Source organism: Calidithermus roseus (assembly GCF_003574095.1).
Lineage (GTDB): Bacteria > Deinococcota > Deinococci > Deinococcales > Thermaceae > Calidithermus > Calidithermus roseus.
Window position 1 is genome coordinate 1 of sequence record NZ_QWLA01000080.1, and the last position, 15668, is coordinate 15668.

Here is a 15668-nt window from a genome sequence, read left to right on the forward strand (position 1 = left end):
CCCCTGCGCCCCAGCCCCCCCTCTACCCAGCCCATCCTGAGCGTGCGCGACCTCAAGGTGCACTTCCGCGCCCGCAGCGGCTTCTTCGGCTCGACCCTCATCAGGGCCCTCGACGGGGTGAGCCTCGAGCTCGCCAGGGGCGAGACCCTGGCCGTAGTGGGCGAGTCGGGCAGCGGCAAGACCACGCTGGGCCGGGCCACGCTGCGGCTGCTCCGCCCGACCTCGGGGCAGATCCTTTTCGACGGCCAGGACATCGCGCGGCTGCCCGAGAAGGGCCTCAAGGCCTTCCGCCGCCACGCCCAGGCCATCTTCCAGGACCCCTACGCCGCCCTCAGCCCCTACATGAGCGTGCGCCAGATCGTGGAAGAGCCGCTGCTGGTACACGGGGGCTTCAGCGTGCGGCAGCGCGAGGCGAAGGTGCTCGAGGCCCTCGCCCAGGTACGCCTCTCCCCCGCCGCCGAGTTCGCCTCCAAGTTTCCCCATCAGCTCTCGGGCGGGCAGCGGCAGCGCGTGGGCATCGCCCGCACCCTGGTGCTCTCTCCCGAGTACGTCGTGGCCGACGAACCGGTCTCCATGATCGACGCCTCCTCCCGCGCCGAGATCCTCTACCTGCTCAAGGAGATCCAGCTCGAGCGGGGCCTGAGCTTTCTCTACATCACCCACGACCTGGCCTCCAGCCGCCACTTCGCCGACCGCATCGCGGTGCTGTACCTGGGCCGCATCGTCGAGGTGGCAACGGCAGTGGAGCTGATCGACCGGCCCTACCACCCCTATACGAAGGCGCTGCTCGAGGCCGTCCCCGAACCCGACCCCAAAAACCGGCTCGAGCGACGCAACGTGGTGCAGGGCGAGCCGCCCAACCCGGCACGAGTGCCCTCCGGCTGCGCCTTTCACCCGCGCTGTCCCCTGGTCATCCGGGGGCGGTGCGAGCACGTGCGGCCCGAACTGGAGCAGGTCGCCCCCGGGCATTGGGTGGCGTGTCATCTTTTCCCCGCCCAAGCGACGGATAATGCAAGACAAGGGGAGTAAGGGGGAATCATGAAGCGATTGCTGGTGCTCGTAGCACTCTTGGCGACGGCCTTCGGGCTGGGGCAGAACCACGACCCCGCAGGTCAGGCTCAGCCCCCTGCCCAGGACCCCCCCTGCGGCTCCATCGACAACTCCGGGGTGAGCGCCGAGAGCACCACCGGCTTCCCCCAGACGCTGCAACAAGCCGAAGACCGCGCCGGCGTGCTGGACTTACTGCTGGCGAAGATCTGGTTCTACTACCTCGACCAGGGCTTCGAGGGCAAGGACTGGGAGAAGGTCAGCGCCCAGTACAAGGCCCAGGCTCTCCAGGCCAGGAGCGAGCGGGCTTACTACGATGCCCTACGCGGCCTGGTGGGCGAACTCGACGGGGTGTTCCTCAGCGCGACGCAGTTGGAGGCCCAGTCCAGGCTCTCGCAGGCGCGCTCCGGGCAGGGAGGCATCGGCACCCTGATCTCCTCCTCCGGATCCCGCGAAGGGCTCACGGTGCGCTGGGTCCTGCCCGGCAGCCCCGCCGCCCGCGCCGGGATCAAGGCCCGCGACCGCATCCTGGCCGTCAACGGCCGCAACTGCCCCTCCACCGACCGCATCCGCGGCCCCGAGGGCACCACCATCACCCTCAGCATCAAATCGCCCGGTCAGCCCCCGCGTGACGTGGTGGTGCAGCGGGCCCAGGTCAACTACCCCCCCACCATCATCGAGGCCAAGCGCCTCGAGGCCGACCCCGCGGTGGGTTACTTGTGGGTCAGCGAGCTAGGCGGAGAGCAGATACCGGCGGCAGTGGAAAAAGCCCTCACCGAGCTGACTGCGGGCACCCCTCTCAAGGGCCTGATCCTCGACCTGCGGGGCACGGGTGGCTCGGGAATGCGCACCATGCGCTACCTGCTGGGCCACTTCATCAGCGGGGTCAAGTACGGCTTCGAGGGACCGGAGTTCTACGAGCGACGCAACATCCCCGCCCGCAAACCTGACCTGAGCCAGCTCCCGCTGGTGGTGCTGGTAGACCGGGGCACCACCGGTTCGGCCAACATGAGCGCCGCCGTCCTGCAAATGCGCCCCAACACCACGCTGATCGGCGAAAAGACGGGGGGCGGCAACCGCTACTACCAGGGCCACGAACTGCCCGACGGCTCGGTGTTCTTCATCGCCCAGGGCCGCTTCGTGCTGCCCGGCGAGAAGCCCATGGAAGAGGAGCAACTGACCCCAGGCGTCCTGCTGCAGCAGGACTGGCTCGAGTTCACCGAAGCCGACGACCCTTACATCAAAGCCGCGCTCGAGCGGTTGAAGTGAAGGGTGTCCGGTGGGTTGGGCCTGTTGAAGGCCCTCACCGGTAGATCCAGAAGTACGCCACCCCCAGCGTCAGCAGCGTGATGGGCAGGCCAAAGCGCAGGTGCTCGAGGAAGCTCAGGCGCTGTCCCTCGCGCCGGGCGGCCTCAGCCACGATCAGGTTGGCCACCGAACCCAGCAGGGTCAGGTTTCCGGCCAGGGTCGAGGCGGCGGCCAGCAGCAGCCAGCCCTGGGTGTCGCCCGGCGGGATCAGGGGGTGGAGCAGCAGCACGGCGGGCACGTTGGAGATCAGGTTGGAAAGCCCCGCCGTGACCCACAGCAGGCCCCAGGGCGAAGCGGCCAGGGGTTGCAGGGGCGCCAGCAGCCCCAGCAGCTTCACCGCCTCGGTGACCATGAACAGTCCCGAGAACATCACCAGCAACTCCCAGTCCACCCGCAGGAAAAAGCGCTCCGAACGCAGTCGGCGGCTCCACAGCAGGATTCCGGCGGCCACGAGCGCGGCCTGGGCCAGCGGGTAATCGAGCAGGAAAGCCGTCAGCAGGGCCAGCGTCACCCACACGCCCTTGAACAACAGCCCCCGGTTCAAGCGAAAGCGCATCTCGGGTAGGGGGGGCAGGGGCTTCGTCGAGCGCAACTCGGGGTAGAGCGCGCAGAGCAGGCCCACCTGGAGCAGCAGCCCCACCAGGGCCACCGGGGCCAGCGCGCTCGCGAAGTCGAGGTAAGAAATCCCGGAGAACGAGCCCACCAGGATGTTCTGCGGGTTGCCGGTGAGGGTGGCGACCGAACCCAGGTTGGTGGCTCCGGCCAAAGCCAGCAGGTAAGGCACGGCGGGGAGCCGCAGTCGCCGGGTCATCTCGAGCACCAGCGGCGTGAGCAAAATGGCGATGGTGTCGTTGAGGAAAAGCGCCGAGAGCACGCCGGTGGCGAAGGTCAGCCACACCAGCAGGCCCAGCGGGGTGCGGGCCAGGTGTACTAAGCGGCCCAGCACCAACTGGAAGAAGCCTGCATAGCCCAAGTGGGCGTTGAGCACCATCACCCCGAACAAAAAGGCCAGGGTGTTGGGGTCGAGGGCCTTCCAGGCCGACTCGAGGTCGAGCACCCCCAGCACCATCAGCAAGGCCGCCCCGGTGAGGGCGATGGCCGCCCGGTTCATGCGGTAGCCGGGCAGGTAGCCCAGCCCCAGGCCCAGGTACGTCAGGAAAAGAGACACGTAGGCCAGCCAGAGCAGCACGGTGTCCATAGGGCTGGGGGAAAGCATAGCGTGAATGGCTGGCTCTCAATAGCGCGGAGGGGTTCGGCTGGGGGCGTTCTGGCTCATCGCTTTTCACCGAGGGCGGATGGCTGGCCAATGACCGACAGAACCACCTCCACCAGCGCGTCGGCGCCGGGCCTGGCCTCGAGTTCCCTCAGGCGCTGACGGATACGGGACTGGACATCAGGTCGCAGCACCTCGAGCGCGGTGCGGGCCACGTCCTGGGGGCTGAAGATGCCGCGCAGTTCGGGGTAGAGCCGTTCGCCGAGGTACTGGTTGGGCAGGGCCAGGTGGGGGATGCGGGCCTCGAGCCGCCGCACGATCTCGTGCCGCAGCCACTTTCCGCCGGGCAGCAGCCCGATCCAGTGCAGTAGGCCCTCGATGGGCACGGGGATGGCCTCGGGCTTGTGCAGGGGCAGCAGGACCACCGCCGGGAGGCCCAGAAAGCCCATCTCGAGCGTACTGGTGCCGGGGATGGTCAGGGCCAGCTTGGCCTGGCGCATCGCCCCGTAGCGCAACTCCTCGTCGAGCACGGCCACCTCGAGGCCCCCCTCGCTCACCACCCGGTCGCCCTGCAAGCTGCCGCCCACCCCACCGAACTCGCGCACCAGCCGAGCCGAGAGCCCCTCCTCGATGGAGCGCCGCGTCAACAGGCGGCTTTTGACCCAGGCGAAGCGCAAGTGGGGCTGGGCGGCGGCGATGTGCTCGGCAGCGGCCAGCATGAAGCCCAGCATGTACTTCACCGCGAAGGGACGGCTGCTGGGAAACAGCAGCACATCAGCCTGGGGCCAGTTCACCCCCGAGCGCAGGGCGTCCTCGAGGGCATCGACGACCAGGTTGCCCACCGCCTGCACCTGCTCAGGCCGCGCGCCACGGGCTAGCGCCTGCTGCACGCTGCGCTCGGAGTCGAGCAAATAGGCCTTCAGGCCCCGCTGCCAGGCCCGCCCGTTGAAGCTGTAGGCGTAAGCAGGGTAGCCAGTAGCCCGCCCCAGCAGCACCGCGTCGCGGGGGGCTCCGCCCAACATCAACACCACGCCCCGGCCCGCACCTTTGCGCCGGGCCAGCCGGGCCAGAAACTCCGTGCGGCCCGAGATGGCGTCGAGCGGCAACTGCCGGGCCTTGGTCTCCTCGGTGCCGGTAGCGAACTGGTCGCGGATGAGGAACAACTCGATGCGGGCCTCCGGCACCCGCTCGCGCAACCGCCGCAACACCGGGGGCACCCAGGTCGAGAGTTCGCCGGGGCCATTGGTCAGCAGAAGGATCTCGTCCAGCGCCATCGGGCAGATTGTATCGCGCTCTTCGCCCATGCCCCAGCAGGCACCCGCAACCATTCCAGGGCCCGCTCGAGCAGCACGTCCCGACCCTCGGCCAGGGCTTTGAGGTCGTCGGGCTGGAGGATATTGGGGGTGAGGCGGCTGGGGTAGAGGGTGCCGTCGGGGCGCAGGGCCCGGCTGACCGAGATTTGCAGCCCACCTCCGTTGAGCAGGGGGAAGAAACTGGTCGTGGTGTTGGCGACTCCCCGTGTGGGCTCGCCCATGACGGTGATCCCGGCGTCTTGCAGGTCGAAGGCGAAGTACTCGGCGCACGAGGCGCTGCGGCTGTTGGCCAGCACCACCACCGGACCCCTCCAACGGGCGGGCTCGAAGAGGAACCGGGCCTGCTCCCGCCCGCCTCCCCTCGAGTACCACACCCCACCCCGAAAACTCCACTCGGTCATCCCCTGAACGCCCTGGAAGCGACGTTGGACTTCGCCCACGAAGGCCGCCGCCGCGCTCCCGCACTCCTGCGCCGAACCCCCTGAGTTGTCGCGCACGTCGATGACCATCGCCCTCGCTCCCCGCTCGGTGGCGGTGCGCACGAGGGCGTGGACCCGCCTCCCGGTGTCCGGCGTGGCGAAAGAAGGGATCCGCAGGAGCGCCACCCCGTCCTCCCGTAAGGTGAGGGAGGGAAGCTGGCGCAACGAGAAGCGCCGGGGCTCGAGCGACACCTCCAGCCGCCCCCCACCCCGCAGCACCTCCAGCAGCAGCTTTCCCTGGCCGACCTGCGCCTCGAGGAAGGGCACCCGCTGCGCCGCCTCGGCGGGCAAGGTCTGCCCGTTGACCCCCACGATCCGGTCCCCCCGGCGCAGACCGGCCTGCTCGGCGGGGCTCTGTTCGAAGGTCTCGAGCACCAGCAAGCCCTCCAGACCCTCCACCACCCGCAGGATGACCCCAAGGCCGGGCTTCTCACTTTCTTCTCCCCGAAACACGCGCTGCACCTCGCGCAGGCGCTCGGGCGAGAGGTAGCGGGTGTGGCCGTCGTCGAGTTCGTCCACCAGCTCGCCCAGCACGACGACGGCCTGCTCATAGGGGCACTCAGCCTGGCCCTGGCACAGCTCCGTCAGGCGGGCCTGATACTTCGCCTGCAGCGCCGCGGGCGCCTTGGCTGAAACCCCGGCGTAGTGGGTGACTAGTAGATTCATGGCCTGGTCGAAGAGTTGCTGCGCCGGGCTGGCCCAGGCCACCGAAAGCGCCCAAAGCAGCAACCACAGCCAGATCCTGATCGCGGGCATGGGTTGACTCTAGCCCAGGCCCTCCTCCCGCGCGAGGACCGGCCTCACCTTGCCAGGATCTCAAGCCGACCGGGCTGGGAGGGTTGGGGGAAAGGCGGCTCGGTCATCACGGCTCCCAGCCGCTCTAGGCCGGCCTCCAGCAGCACGTCCCGCCCCCTGATCAGCGCTTCCAGGTCGTCGGAGAGGGGCTGGTCAGGGGTCACCGCCTCGGCGTAGGGCCGGCCATCACGGCGCACGACCTGGGTGGTGGTGATCTGCAAGGCCCCCCCGTTGACGAGGTTGTAAAAGCCGGTCACGGTGTTGCCCACCCCGGCGGTGACCTCCCCGATCACCGGGTATCCCGCGTCTTGCAGGTCGAAGGCGAAGTACTCGGCGCACGAGCCGGTGCTCTTGTTGACCAGCACCACCGCCGAGCCGTTCCAGCGGGCGGGCTCGAGGGTATAGAACACACTGCGCTGCATCGCGGTGCCCACGAAGACCTGGCCACCCTGAAAGCCGTACTCGACAAATCCGATGGCTCGTTGCAGTCGGCGGTAAGTCTCGCCGGTGAAGGCAGCAGCAGCGGCCAGGCACTCGCTCACCAGCCCCCCGCCGTTACCCCGCAGATCCACGATCATGGCCCTCGCTCCCGCCGCCTGGGCCTGGCGCACCAGTTCGTGAACCCGCGTGCCGATCACCTGCGAGCCCAGAAAACTGGGGATGCGCAGCACCGCCACGCCGCTTTCCCGCAGGGTGAGGCTGGGCAGGCGCTGCAGGCTGATGCGGGCCGGCTGCACCGACAGCTCCAGCGGCTGATTGCGCCGCAGCACGCTCAGCCGCAGGGGCTGGCCGGAAGCGGTGGCCTCGTTGAGGAAGGGCACCCGGCGAGCGGCCTCCTGGGGAAAGGGCTGGCCGTCAAGGGCCACGATGCGATCTCCCCGCTGCAACCCGGCCTGCTCGGCGGGGCTGCCGCTGTACACGTCGAGCACGATCACACCCTCGTAGGCCTCGAGGTAGCCCAGCAGCACCCCCAGGCGCGGCCTGTCGCTGGTCCCTCCGCTCAGGGTGGCCTGGAACTCCCTGTAGCGCTCGGGCGAGTAGTAGTTGGTGTGCCGGTCGCCTAGCTCGCGCAGCAGCTCGAGCAGCACCTCCACCCCGGTCTCGTAAGCGCACTCGGCCTGATCCCTGCAAGCCTCCTCCAGGCGCAGCCGGTACTTCTGGGTCAAGTCGGCTGGCCTGAGGGGGGAAACCCCGTAGTAGACGGTATTGAGCAGCCCGGAAGCCTGCTCGAAAAGCTGTTGGGCCGGGCCAGCCAAGGCCAGGCCAAGCACCAGCACCAGAGCGAGCAGGCGGGGCATAGCCTTTATTGTATTGACCCGCCGGGGTTCTTCCGCGGAAGCTGGCGCACCATGCCCTCTGTATTAAGCCGCCGGGTCACGTGCTACTCGCCCAGCCTCGAGGCCATGGCGTTGGCCGCGCCAATCAACAGCACCAGCCCTCCGCCAGCCATCGAAGCCCCTCTCAGCCCGTCGGCCAGGGAGATGGCGTAAGCTCCCCCCACGATCAGCCCAATGCCCACCAGCGCAATCAAGCGCGAAATCCATCGCCGCACGTGCACCTCCCAACTCTTGCAGCCAAGACTAGGAGAGGCGGGGCGGCGATTTTGTGATTACTTACCTCAATTAGAGCCGGGGTTAAGCTCAGCTAAGCCCTGATCTCTCGATCAGCCCAGCTTGAAGGGGGTGCGCTGCCCTGCCAGGGCGATTTCGCGGGCTTCCTGGGGTGCCCAAGAGAGGGCCAGGGTGGCCTGGTAGGCCCGCAGGGCCTTCTCCCGCTGGCCCAGGGCATCGGCTAGCTGGCCGTAGCGGGCCAGGGTGTAGCCGGGCAGGTAGGCCGGGTGTTGGAAATCGCTGTGGACGAGTTGTTCCAGCAGCGCGAAGGCATCCTCGAGTCGCCCTGCGGCCAGGTAAATCTGGGCGGCGCAGTAGGTAGCCTCGGGGCCCTCCACCTCTCCAAGCTGACCCAGCAGCAAGGCCCAGTCGTCCCCCTCCTCCAACCGCCAGGCCCTGTCCAGCACGCTGCGCTGCCGCTCGGCCTCGCTGGGGTGGTGCTCTTTGGCGGTGAGGGCGTTGGGGATGAGCTCCAGCAGCAGCGCGTAGTCCAGCACGTCAGCCAGCACCACGTAGCGCCCTTCGGGGAGGCTTTGGAGGCAGGCGGCCACCTGCTCCATGCGCCGGCGCCGGTGGCCGGTGGCCGGACCCTCCCCAAACAGGCGGGCCAGGCCCTCGAGGTATTCCCGCAGGGGCCGGAGGGTCTCGAAGCTGGCCCAGTCGGCGGGGGTCTTGGGCTGGGTCAGCACGGCCTGGAGGGCGGCCTCGAGTCCGGCGGCTTGCTCGAGCAGTTCTTGGCCCTTGGGGTACTGAGCCAGGGCCTCGCGAAAGAGCTCGCCCTCGGCCTTGAGGTGCTCGAGGGTGTCGAGGGCCTCGAGCGCAATGCCCTTGGCTTCGGCCCAGGGCAGCAGGTGAAAGAGGGAAAGCTCGCCCGCCTCGCGCCACCTGCCGGTTGCGAGTTCCCGCGGGCCGTAGGAGGCCAGGAGTATCTTGGTAGGGCTGTGGGCCTGGGCCAATTCCAGCAGCGTCACCGCGTTGTAGCGCGGATGCAAGAGGTGAAAGGGACCGAGCGTGGCGAGGATCAGCGACGACATCTGGCGTATCATAGACTTCAGCGACCGCAATTACCGTCTGGCGATGCTCAATGGGTGGTTCGTCTTCCTGGGCGACGCCTTTTTCAACGCCTCCATCGTGCTGTCGAGTTTCGCAGCCAAACTGGGCGCACCCAACAGCGTCATCGGGCTGCTCCCAGCCCTGCTGGGCGCAGGTTCGATGATCCCTCAGGTCTTTGTCGCGCCCTACGTGGCCCGGCTGCCGGTCAAGGTGGTGCTCTACCGCCGGGTGGCGGTGCTGCGGGTCTCGAGCCTGGCCTTTATTGCCCTGGCTTCCTTCGTGCTGGGTCACCGCCCCGACCTGCTGCTGGCGTGCTTCGTGCTCGGGCTGGCCCTCAACGGCTTGGTGACGGGCTTTTCCTCGCTGCCCTTCTGGGAAACCGTGGCCAAGACCATCCCCATGGAGCGCCGGGCCGCGCTCTTCGGTGGGCGCAACCTGGTGGGGGGAATACTGGCTTTCCTGGCCGGGCTGCTGGTGCGCTACCTGCTGGGTACGTCATTGCCCTTCCCCATCCCCTACGCCATCCTCTTCACCCTGGGCACCCTCTCCTTCGGCATCGGCTGGTACCTCTTCGGGCTCAGCCACGAACCCCCCGACGAGGGTCGCCCCCCCGAGCACATCCGCCTGAGCCTCCCCCTCAAGGACTTCGCCTTCCGCCGCTTCCTGCGCGTGCGAGTGCTGTTCGCACTGGCCTCCATGACCGAGCCCTTCTACGCCGCCTATGCCGTGCGCGGACTGGGCCAAAGCAGCGAGATCGGGCTCTACCTCACGCTCTACACCCTCGCCAGCGTGCTCTCCAACCTGCTGTGGGTGCGGCTGTCGCAGCGCTACGGCTCCAAGCTGCTTATCCTCAGCGGCGCCAGCCTGGGCATGGTCACCCCCGTCCTGGCCCTGCTGCTCCCGCCCGGCGCCTTCGGCCTGGTGTTCGTGCTCCAGGGCACCTACCTGGCCGCGCTGGGGCTGGGCACCACCACCTACTTGCTCAACACCGCCGACCCCCAAAACCGCAGCTCCTACATCGGGCTGGCCAACACCGTCGTCGGCGTCGTCTCCTTCTCCCCCGTCCTGGGGGGCCTCCTGGCCGACCGGCTGGGCTACGCCGCACCGCTGTTGCTGGCGACGGTCTGCTATGGCTGGGGGCTGTACGCGGGGCGCAAGCTCGAGGGGAGGGTTTGAGTACCCCTCGAGGGAGGTAAATCCGTTGGAGGAGTTCGGTTGACGCTGGCACCTTGACGCTCTACACTGACCTGCAAGATGTTCGGTCTCGCCACCACTACCCGACGCCGGGAGGACTCCTAGACCGCTAAGGTTTCGGAGGTCCTCCCGGCTCGCGTAGAATGCGAGCCGGATTTTTTTGAGCGGAGGAATGATGAACCTAGTACTGCCCGACGGAAAACAGCTCGAGCTCCCCCAGGGCGCCACGGCCAAAGACGCGGCCCAGGCCATCGGGCCAGGGCTCGCCAAGGCCGCCATCGGTGCCATCGTCAACGGTGAGCTTTACGACCTGCTCAAGCCCTTGCCCGAGGGGGCCAGCGGCGCGAAGATCAAGATCCTCACCGAAAAAGACCCCGAGTACCAGCAGCTTTTCCGCCACACCCTGGCCCACGTGATGGCTCAGGCCGTGCGCGAACTCTACACCGAGCGGGGGTTCAAGCCCGAAGACGTCAAGCTCGCCATCGGGCCGGTGATTGAAAACGGCTTCTACTACGACATCGACGCCCCCACGCCGCTGCGTGAGGAGGATCTGCCTATCATCGAGGAGAAGATGCGCCAGATCGTGGCCGCCGACCTGCCTCTGGAGCGTTTCGTCCTGCCGCGCGAAGAAGCCTTAAAGCGCTTCGAGGGGGTTGACCCCTACAAGACCGAGCTCATCCAGGACCTTCCCCAGGGCGAGGAGATCAGCTTTTACAAGCAGGGGGACGAGCGCTATGGCTTCACCGACCTCTGCCGCGGGCCCCACGTCCCCAGCACGGGCCGCATCCCGCCACACTTCAAGCTCACTTCGCTGGCCGGGGCTTACTGGCGGGGCGACTCCAGGCGCCCCATGCTCCAGCGCATCTACGGCATCGCCTTCCGCACCAAGGAAGAACTCGAGCACTACCTCTGGGCTCAGGAAGAGGCCAGGAAGCGCGACCACCGCAAGCTGGGGGCCGAGCTCGACCTCTTCACCATCAGCGAGGAGGTGGGCAAGGGCCTGCCCCTGTGGCTGCCCAAAGGGGCTTTCATCCGGCGGCAACTCGAGCAGTACATGTACGAGAAGGAGCAAGAGCACGGCTACCACTACGTCATCACCCCCCACATCGCCAACTCCAAGCTCTACTACACCTCCGGGCACCTCCCCTACTACAAAGACGACATGTACGCTCCCATCGAAATCGAGGGCGAGGAGTACTACCTCAAGCCCATGAACTGCCCGCACCACCACATGATCTACAAGGCCCGGCTCAAGAGCTACCGCGACCTGCCCCTGCGTCTGGCCGAGTTCGGTACCGTCTACCGCTTCGAGCTCTCCGGCACGCTCTCGGGGCTGGCCAGGGTGCGCGGCTTCACCCAGAACGACGCGCACATCTACTGCTCCAAGGCCCAGGTCAAGGAGGAGTTCATCCGGGTGATCCAGCTTTTCGACGAGGTCTACAAGGACTTCGGCATCAGCGATTACTGGTTCCGCCTCTCCTTGCCCGATTTCGAGAACAACCCCGAGAAGTTCGGCGACCCCGGCCCCCACTGGGACGAGGCCATCACCGCCATCCGCTCGGCGCTGGAGGAAACCGGCGCGCAGTATGTCGAAGGCATCGGCGAGGCCACCTTCTACGGCCCCAAGCTCGACGTGCAGCTTCGCACCGTGCTGGGCAAGGAGGAGTCCATCGCCACCAACCAGCTCGACTTCATCAGCGCCAAGCGCTTCGGCCTCGAGTTCACCAACGAGAAGGGCGAGAAGGAAACCCCCGTCATCATCCACCGCGCCATCATGGGCTCCTTCGACCGCTTCTTCGCCTTCTACCTCGAGCACACCGCCGGAGACTTCCCGCTGTGGCTCTCCCCCATCCAGGCCGTGATCGTGCCCATCGCCGACCGCCATCTGGTCTACGCCCAGCAGATCGCCGCCCAGATGCGCAAGAACAAGCTGCGCGTCGAGATCGACGACCGCAGCGAGCGCATGAACGCCAAGATCCGCGACGCCGAGTTGCAGAAAATCCCCCTGATCCTGGTGGTGGGGGACAAGGAAGCCCAAGCGGGCACGGTGAACCTGCGCGAGCGCCACGTCAAGGAACAGCGCACGCTGCCACTGGACGATCTGATCGCCGAGATGCGCAAGCGGGTTCAAGAGCGGAAGTAAGGGCGCTGGGGGCAGGTCGTAGGTCGTACGTCGTACGCAAAACGCCGAACGCTAAACCAAAGCACCGCCAACCAAGCTTCCGTCTTGACGCCGCCCCGCCCAACCCCTACCATCGGGGCTAACCCTGAGCTTCAGGGCCACAACCAGCACGTTCTTCTATCCAGAGCAGTCGAGGGAACGGCCCGATGACACTGCGGCAACCTGTAGCCGCGCTCGCCCATCGCCGAGCAGGCGGCTACGTCTGGTGCTAACTCCGCCTCGAGCCCTATTGCTAGGCCCAGCCATGGCTCGGGGAAAGATAGAAGAAGGGCACGAGCCCTTCTTCGGGAGAACGTCCGAGGAGGGGATTTTTGTGGACTTTTCAACCCTGGCCGTACTCAGCGGAATACCCGACGACCCCCACAACGCCGTGGGGCTGCCCATCTACGCGACGGCAGCCTACAGCTTCGAGAGCCTCGAGGAAGGCGCGCACAAGTTCGCGACCAACGAGGGCTACACCTACACCCGCCTGCAAAACCCCACCGTGGCCGCGCTCGAAGAACGCCTGAGCGCCCTGGAGGGGGCCATCGGGGCGGTGTGCCTGGCTTCAGGGCAGGCGGCCAGCTTCGCGGCATTGCTCGCCCTGGTGCGCTCGGGGGACGAGATCGTCGCCAGCCCAGGGCTCTTCGGCGGCACGGTGGGGCTGTTGAACCAGGTCTTCGGCCTGATGGGCATCAAGGTGCACTTCGTCGCCCCCGAGGTCGAGGCGGTGCGGGCGGTGCTGAACGAGCGCACCCGGGCGGTCTTCACCGAGGTGCTGGGCAACCCCTCGCTCGAGCTGCCTGACCTGGCGGGCCTGGCGCGGCTGTGCGAGGAGCACGGCGTGGCCCTGATCGTGGACAACACCTTCGGCGCCGTGGGTGCGCTGGCACGGCCCCTCGAGCACGGCGCCCACGCCGTCACCCACAGCCTGACCAAGTGGGCCAGCGGGCACGGCTCGATCCTGGGCGGGGCAGTGTTGACCCGCTCGAGCGATATCTGGCGACACTACCCGCAGTTCACCACCCCCGACCCCCAGGGCCGTATTCCGTGGGAAGCCTCCGGCCCGCGATGTTTCCTCGAGCGCGTACGGCAACTGGGCCTGTCGCTGGGGGGCATGGTGCTCTCGCCCTTCAATGCCTATTTGCTGTTCCAGGGGGTCGAGACGGTCGAGCTGCGGGTGGAGCGGGCCTCGAGGAGCGCCCTCGAGGTCGCCTCCTGGCTGCAGGAGCAGCCCCAGGTGGCCTGGGTGCGCTACCCCGGCTTGAAGGGCGACCCGGCCCACCCTCGCGCGGCGCAATACCTGCGGGGCAGCTTCGGCAGCATCCTGACCTTCGGCGTGAGAGGCGGGCTCGAGGGGGCCAGCCGCTTCCTGGCCCACCTCAAGATCATCCAGGCCCCCAACGTGGGCGACGCGCGCACGCTGGCGGTCCACCCCTGGACCACCACCCACGGTCGCATCCCCGAGCCCGCCCGCCTGGCCGCCGGGGTAAGGCCCGAGATGATCCGCTTCTCGGTGGGCCTCGAGAGCCCCAAGGACATCCAGGCTAGGCTGGCCGAGGCGCTGGCAGCGGTGGGGGTGGTGGGTGAAGTGGGGTAGGATCCCCTAAACCGAGGCCAGGTCGCCAAAGCGCTCCCTGAGCGTCCCCACGCCCACGCGGTCGCAGTAGTCCCCGAAGGCTTCGCCCTCGAGTCGCTCATGCTTGTAGGCGGCCAGGAGGGGCTCGAGCCTGTTGACAATTTCCTCCCGCTTGACGTTGTCGAGGTAGACTTGCCCCAGCCGGGTTCCCAAAGGGCTCCCGCCCAGGTAGATGGTGTAGGAGCCCAGGCTGCGGCCCACCAGCCCCACCTCGGCGCTATAGGGCCGGGCACAGCCGTTGGGGCAGCCGGTCATGCGGACGTGGGGGATGGGGCCGTCGTGCAGCTCGAGCCTCCCCAGCAGCGCGTCGAACTCGCGGATCACCTCGGGCATCACCCGCTCACTCTCGGTGATGGCCAAGCCGCAGGTAGGCAGTGCCGGGCAGGCCATGGCGTTCTGTACGGCGAGCGGGAGGGTGCCGGGAAGGGCGACGCCATGGTTGCGGAAGATGGCTTCGATAGCGGCCTGGTCAGAGGGGTCAACGCCAACGAAGAGGATGTTCTGCTGGGCAGTGAGGCGCACCTCAGGAGCGAAGCGCTGCACCACCTCGCGAATCGCCGCGCGCAGGTTTTCCTTGACCCGCCCGTTCTCCACGAAGAGTCCGAAGAATAGCTTGCCGTCGCCCTGCTCATGCCAGCCCAGGTGATCGTCGCCCGAGAGCCACTCGAGCGGGCGGGCTTCGGGCAGGGCGTAACCCACGTAGCGCTCGACCTCGGCCTTGAAGCGTTCAATGCCCCAGGCCTCGACCAAGTACTTCATACGGCTGAACTTGCGGTCGTCGCGTCGCCCGTGGTCGCGCTGCACCTTGACGATGGCCTCGACGACCTCGAAGAACTGCTCGGGCCCAACGGTGGTGAGGGGTTTGGCCAGCACCGGATGGGTGTCCTTAGCCCCGTGGCTCTGGCCCAGCCCGCCGCCCACCAGCAGGGTGAAGCCCTCGAGCCCCCTCTCCCCCACCACCGGGACGATCCCGATGTCTTGGGTATAGACGTCCACGCAGTTGTCGCCGGGGAAGGCGAAGCCAATCTTGAACTTGCGCGGCAGGTAGGTATCACCGTACAGCGGCTCGCTTTCCTCCAGGCTCGCCGCTCGCTCCCCGTCCAGCCAGATCTCGTAGTAGGCGCGGGTCCTGGGCTTGAGCCGGTCGGAGAGCTCTTTGGCGTAGCGCATCAACTCGGAGCGCTGGCGGTCGGCAAAAGGCGCCGGGCAAGCCACGATGTTGCGTACCACGTCCCCGCAGGCCGAGAGCGTGGTCAGGAGGTTGCGGTTCAACACCTGCATCAGGGGTTTGAGGCCGCCCTTGCGAACCCCGTGGTACTGGATAGCCTGGCGGGTGGTGATGCGCAGCGTCGCGTTGCCTAGCTCGTCGGCCAGCCGGTCGAGGGCAAGGTATTGCTCGGGGGTGAGCACCCCGCCGGGAATCGCCACCCGGATCATGAAGGAGTAGTCCGGTCCCAAGCCCTGGGCCTTGCGGGCCTTACGCACGTCGCGGTCGTCCTGCTGGTAGATGCCGTGAAACTTGAGGATCTGGTAGCCCTCTTCGCTGAAGTGATCAGTGCCGTTGTGCAGTTCGGCGTCTACCGGCCCGCGCAGGCGGTTGCTGGCGATTTTCACGTACTCAACTTTGGACAGCTTTGCTTCTGACATGGCGATTCCTTTGTGCGTTTTTCTGCCTAGCCCAAGGCTCCAGAAACGACCCGTTCAGCGGTCTGTTCAATTGCCCTCAACTGCTCCCTCAGGCGCACGACCTGCCCGATGACCCACACGGCGGGGGATCGAACCTCGACCTCTCCTTGGACCACCTGCCCCAGCGTGGCGATCACCACCCGCTCCTCGGGGGTGGAGCCCTTTTCGAT

Annotated in this window: 12 protein-coding genes, 1 pseudogene and 1 riboswitch; of the genes and pseudogenes, 5 read left to right on the top strand and 8 right to left on the bottom strand. The window is 67.4% G+C overall.

What is annotated here, in order from left to right; genetic code table 11:
* The first annotated feature begins 3 nt into the window (after positions 1-3).
* Both Mrose_RS15570 and Mrose_RS15575 read left to right on the top strand, forming a co-directional pair.
* Positions 4-1029: an ABC transporter ATP-binding protein gene (locus Mrose_RS15570; protein WP_119279826.1), complete on the top strand. Its 1026-nt coding sequence runs from the start codon at positions 4-6 to the stop codon at positions 1027-1029.
* Positions 1030-1038: 9 nt separating this feature from the next.
* Positions 1039-2316, top strand: a complete 1278-nt coding sequence (locus tag Mrose_RS15575; protein WP_119279812.1) for a S41 family peptidase — start codon at positions 1039-1041, stop codon at positions 2314-2316.
* Between the two features lie 34 nt (positions 2317-2350).
* Here the strand turns inward: Mrose_RS15575 and Mrose_RS15580 are convergent, their stop codons facing one another.
* The 6 genes from Mrose_RS15580 to Mrose_RS15600 all read right to left on the bottom strand — a co-directional run bounded on the left by Mrose_RS15580 (position 2351) and on the right by Mrose_RS15600 (position 8799).
* Complete coding sequence (locus Mrose_RS15580) at positions 2351-3553, bottom strand: anion transporter (RefSeq protein ID WP_220452350.1); 1203 nt, start codon at positions 3551-3553, stop codon at positions 2351-2353.
* A gap of 74 nt (positions 3554-3627) precedes the next feature.
* Positions 3628-4842 (bottom strand): glycosyltransferase family protein, encoded by a 1215-nt coding sequence (locus Mrose_RS15585; RefSeq protein WP_119279814.1) that lies wholly within the window; start codon positions 4840-4842, stop codon positions 3628-3630.
* A complete protein-coding gene (locus Mrose_RS15590; RefSeq protein ID WP_119279816.1) occupies positions 4815-6116 on the bottom strand; it encodes a S41 family peptidase in 1302 nt (433 codons plus the stop codon). The genes Mrose_RS15585 and Mrose_RS15590 overlap by 28 nt, the downstream gene beginning before the upstream one ends.
* A 44-nt stretch (positions 6117-6160) precedes the next feature.
* Positions 6161-7453, bottom strand: coding sequence for a S41 family peptidase (locus tag Mrose_RS15595; protein ID WP_119279818.1), 1293 nt, complete (start codon positions 7451-7453; stop codon positions 6161-6163).
* An 83-nt stretch (positions 7454-7536) separates the two neighbouring features.
* A complete protein-coding gene (locus tag Mrose_RS18995; RefSeq protein WP_182482865.1) occupies positions 7537-7707 on the bottom strand; it encodes a hypothetical protein in 171 nt (56 codons plus the stop codon).
* Between the two features lie 111 nt (positions 7708-7818).
* Complete coding sequence (locus Mrose_RS15600; RefSeq protein WP_119279820.1) at positions 7819-8799, bottom strand: hypothetical protein; 981 nt, start codon at positions 8797-8799, stop codon at positions 7819-7821.
* A gap of 43 nt (positions 8800-8842) precedes the next feature.
* Between Mrose_RS15600 and Mrose_RS15605 the strand changes: the two genes are divergently transcribed.
* From Mrose_RS15605 to Mrose_RS15615, 3 genes are all read left to right on the top strand, one after another.
* Positions 8843-9994 carry an MFS transporter gene (locus Mrose_RS15605; RefSeq protein WP_119279822.1) on the top strand — a complete coding sequence of 384 codons (1152 nt, stop codon included), beginning with the start codon at positions 8843-8845 and terminating at the stop codon, positions 9992-9994.
* 193 nt (positions 9995-10187) lie between these two features.
* A complete protein-coding gene (gene thrS / locus Mrose_RS15610; RefSeq protein WP_119279830.1) occupies positions 10188-12155 on the top strand; it encodes a threonine--tRNA ligase in 1968 nt (655 codons plus the stop codon).
* Positions 12156-12308: 153 nt separating this feature from the next.
* A riboswitch (SAM riboswitch) is annotated at positions 12309-12460 on the top strand.
* A gap of 47 nt (positions 12461-12507) precedes the next feature.
* The gene (locus Mrose_RS15615; protein ID WP_119279832.1) at positions 12508-13773 is read left to right on the top strand and encodes an O-acetylhomoserine aminocarboxypropyltransferase/cysteine synthase family protein; all 1266 of its coding nucleotides are present in this window, start codon (positions 12508-12510) and stop codon (positions 13771-13773) included.
* A gap of 6 nt (positions 13774-13779) precedes the next feature.
* On the opposite strand, the gene Mrose_RS15620 is transcribed toward Mrose_RS15615, so the two are convergent.
* Both Mrose_RS15620 and Mrose_RS15625 read right to left on the bottom strand, forming a co-directional pair.
* A complete protein-coding gene (locus Mrose_RS15620; protein ID WP_275052667.1) occupies positions 13780-15465 on the bottom strand; it encodes an NADPH-dependent assimilatory sulfite reductase hemoprotein subunit in 1686 nt (561 codons plus the stop codon).
* A 20-nt stretch (positions 15466-15485) separates the two neighbouring features.
* A pseudogene (locus tag Mrose_RS15625) lies at positions 15486-15668 on the bottom strand (uroporphyrinogen-III C-methyltransferase); the annotation flags it as partial.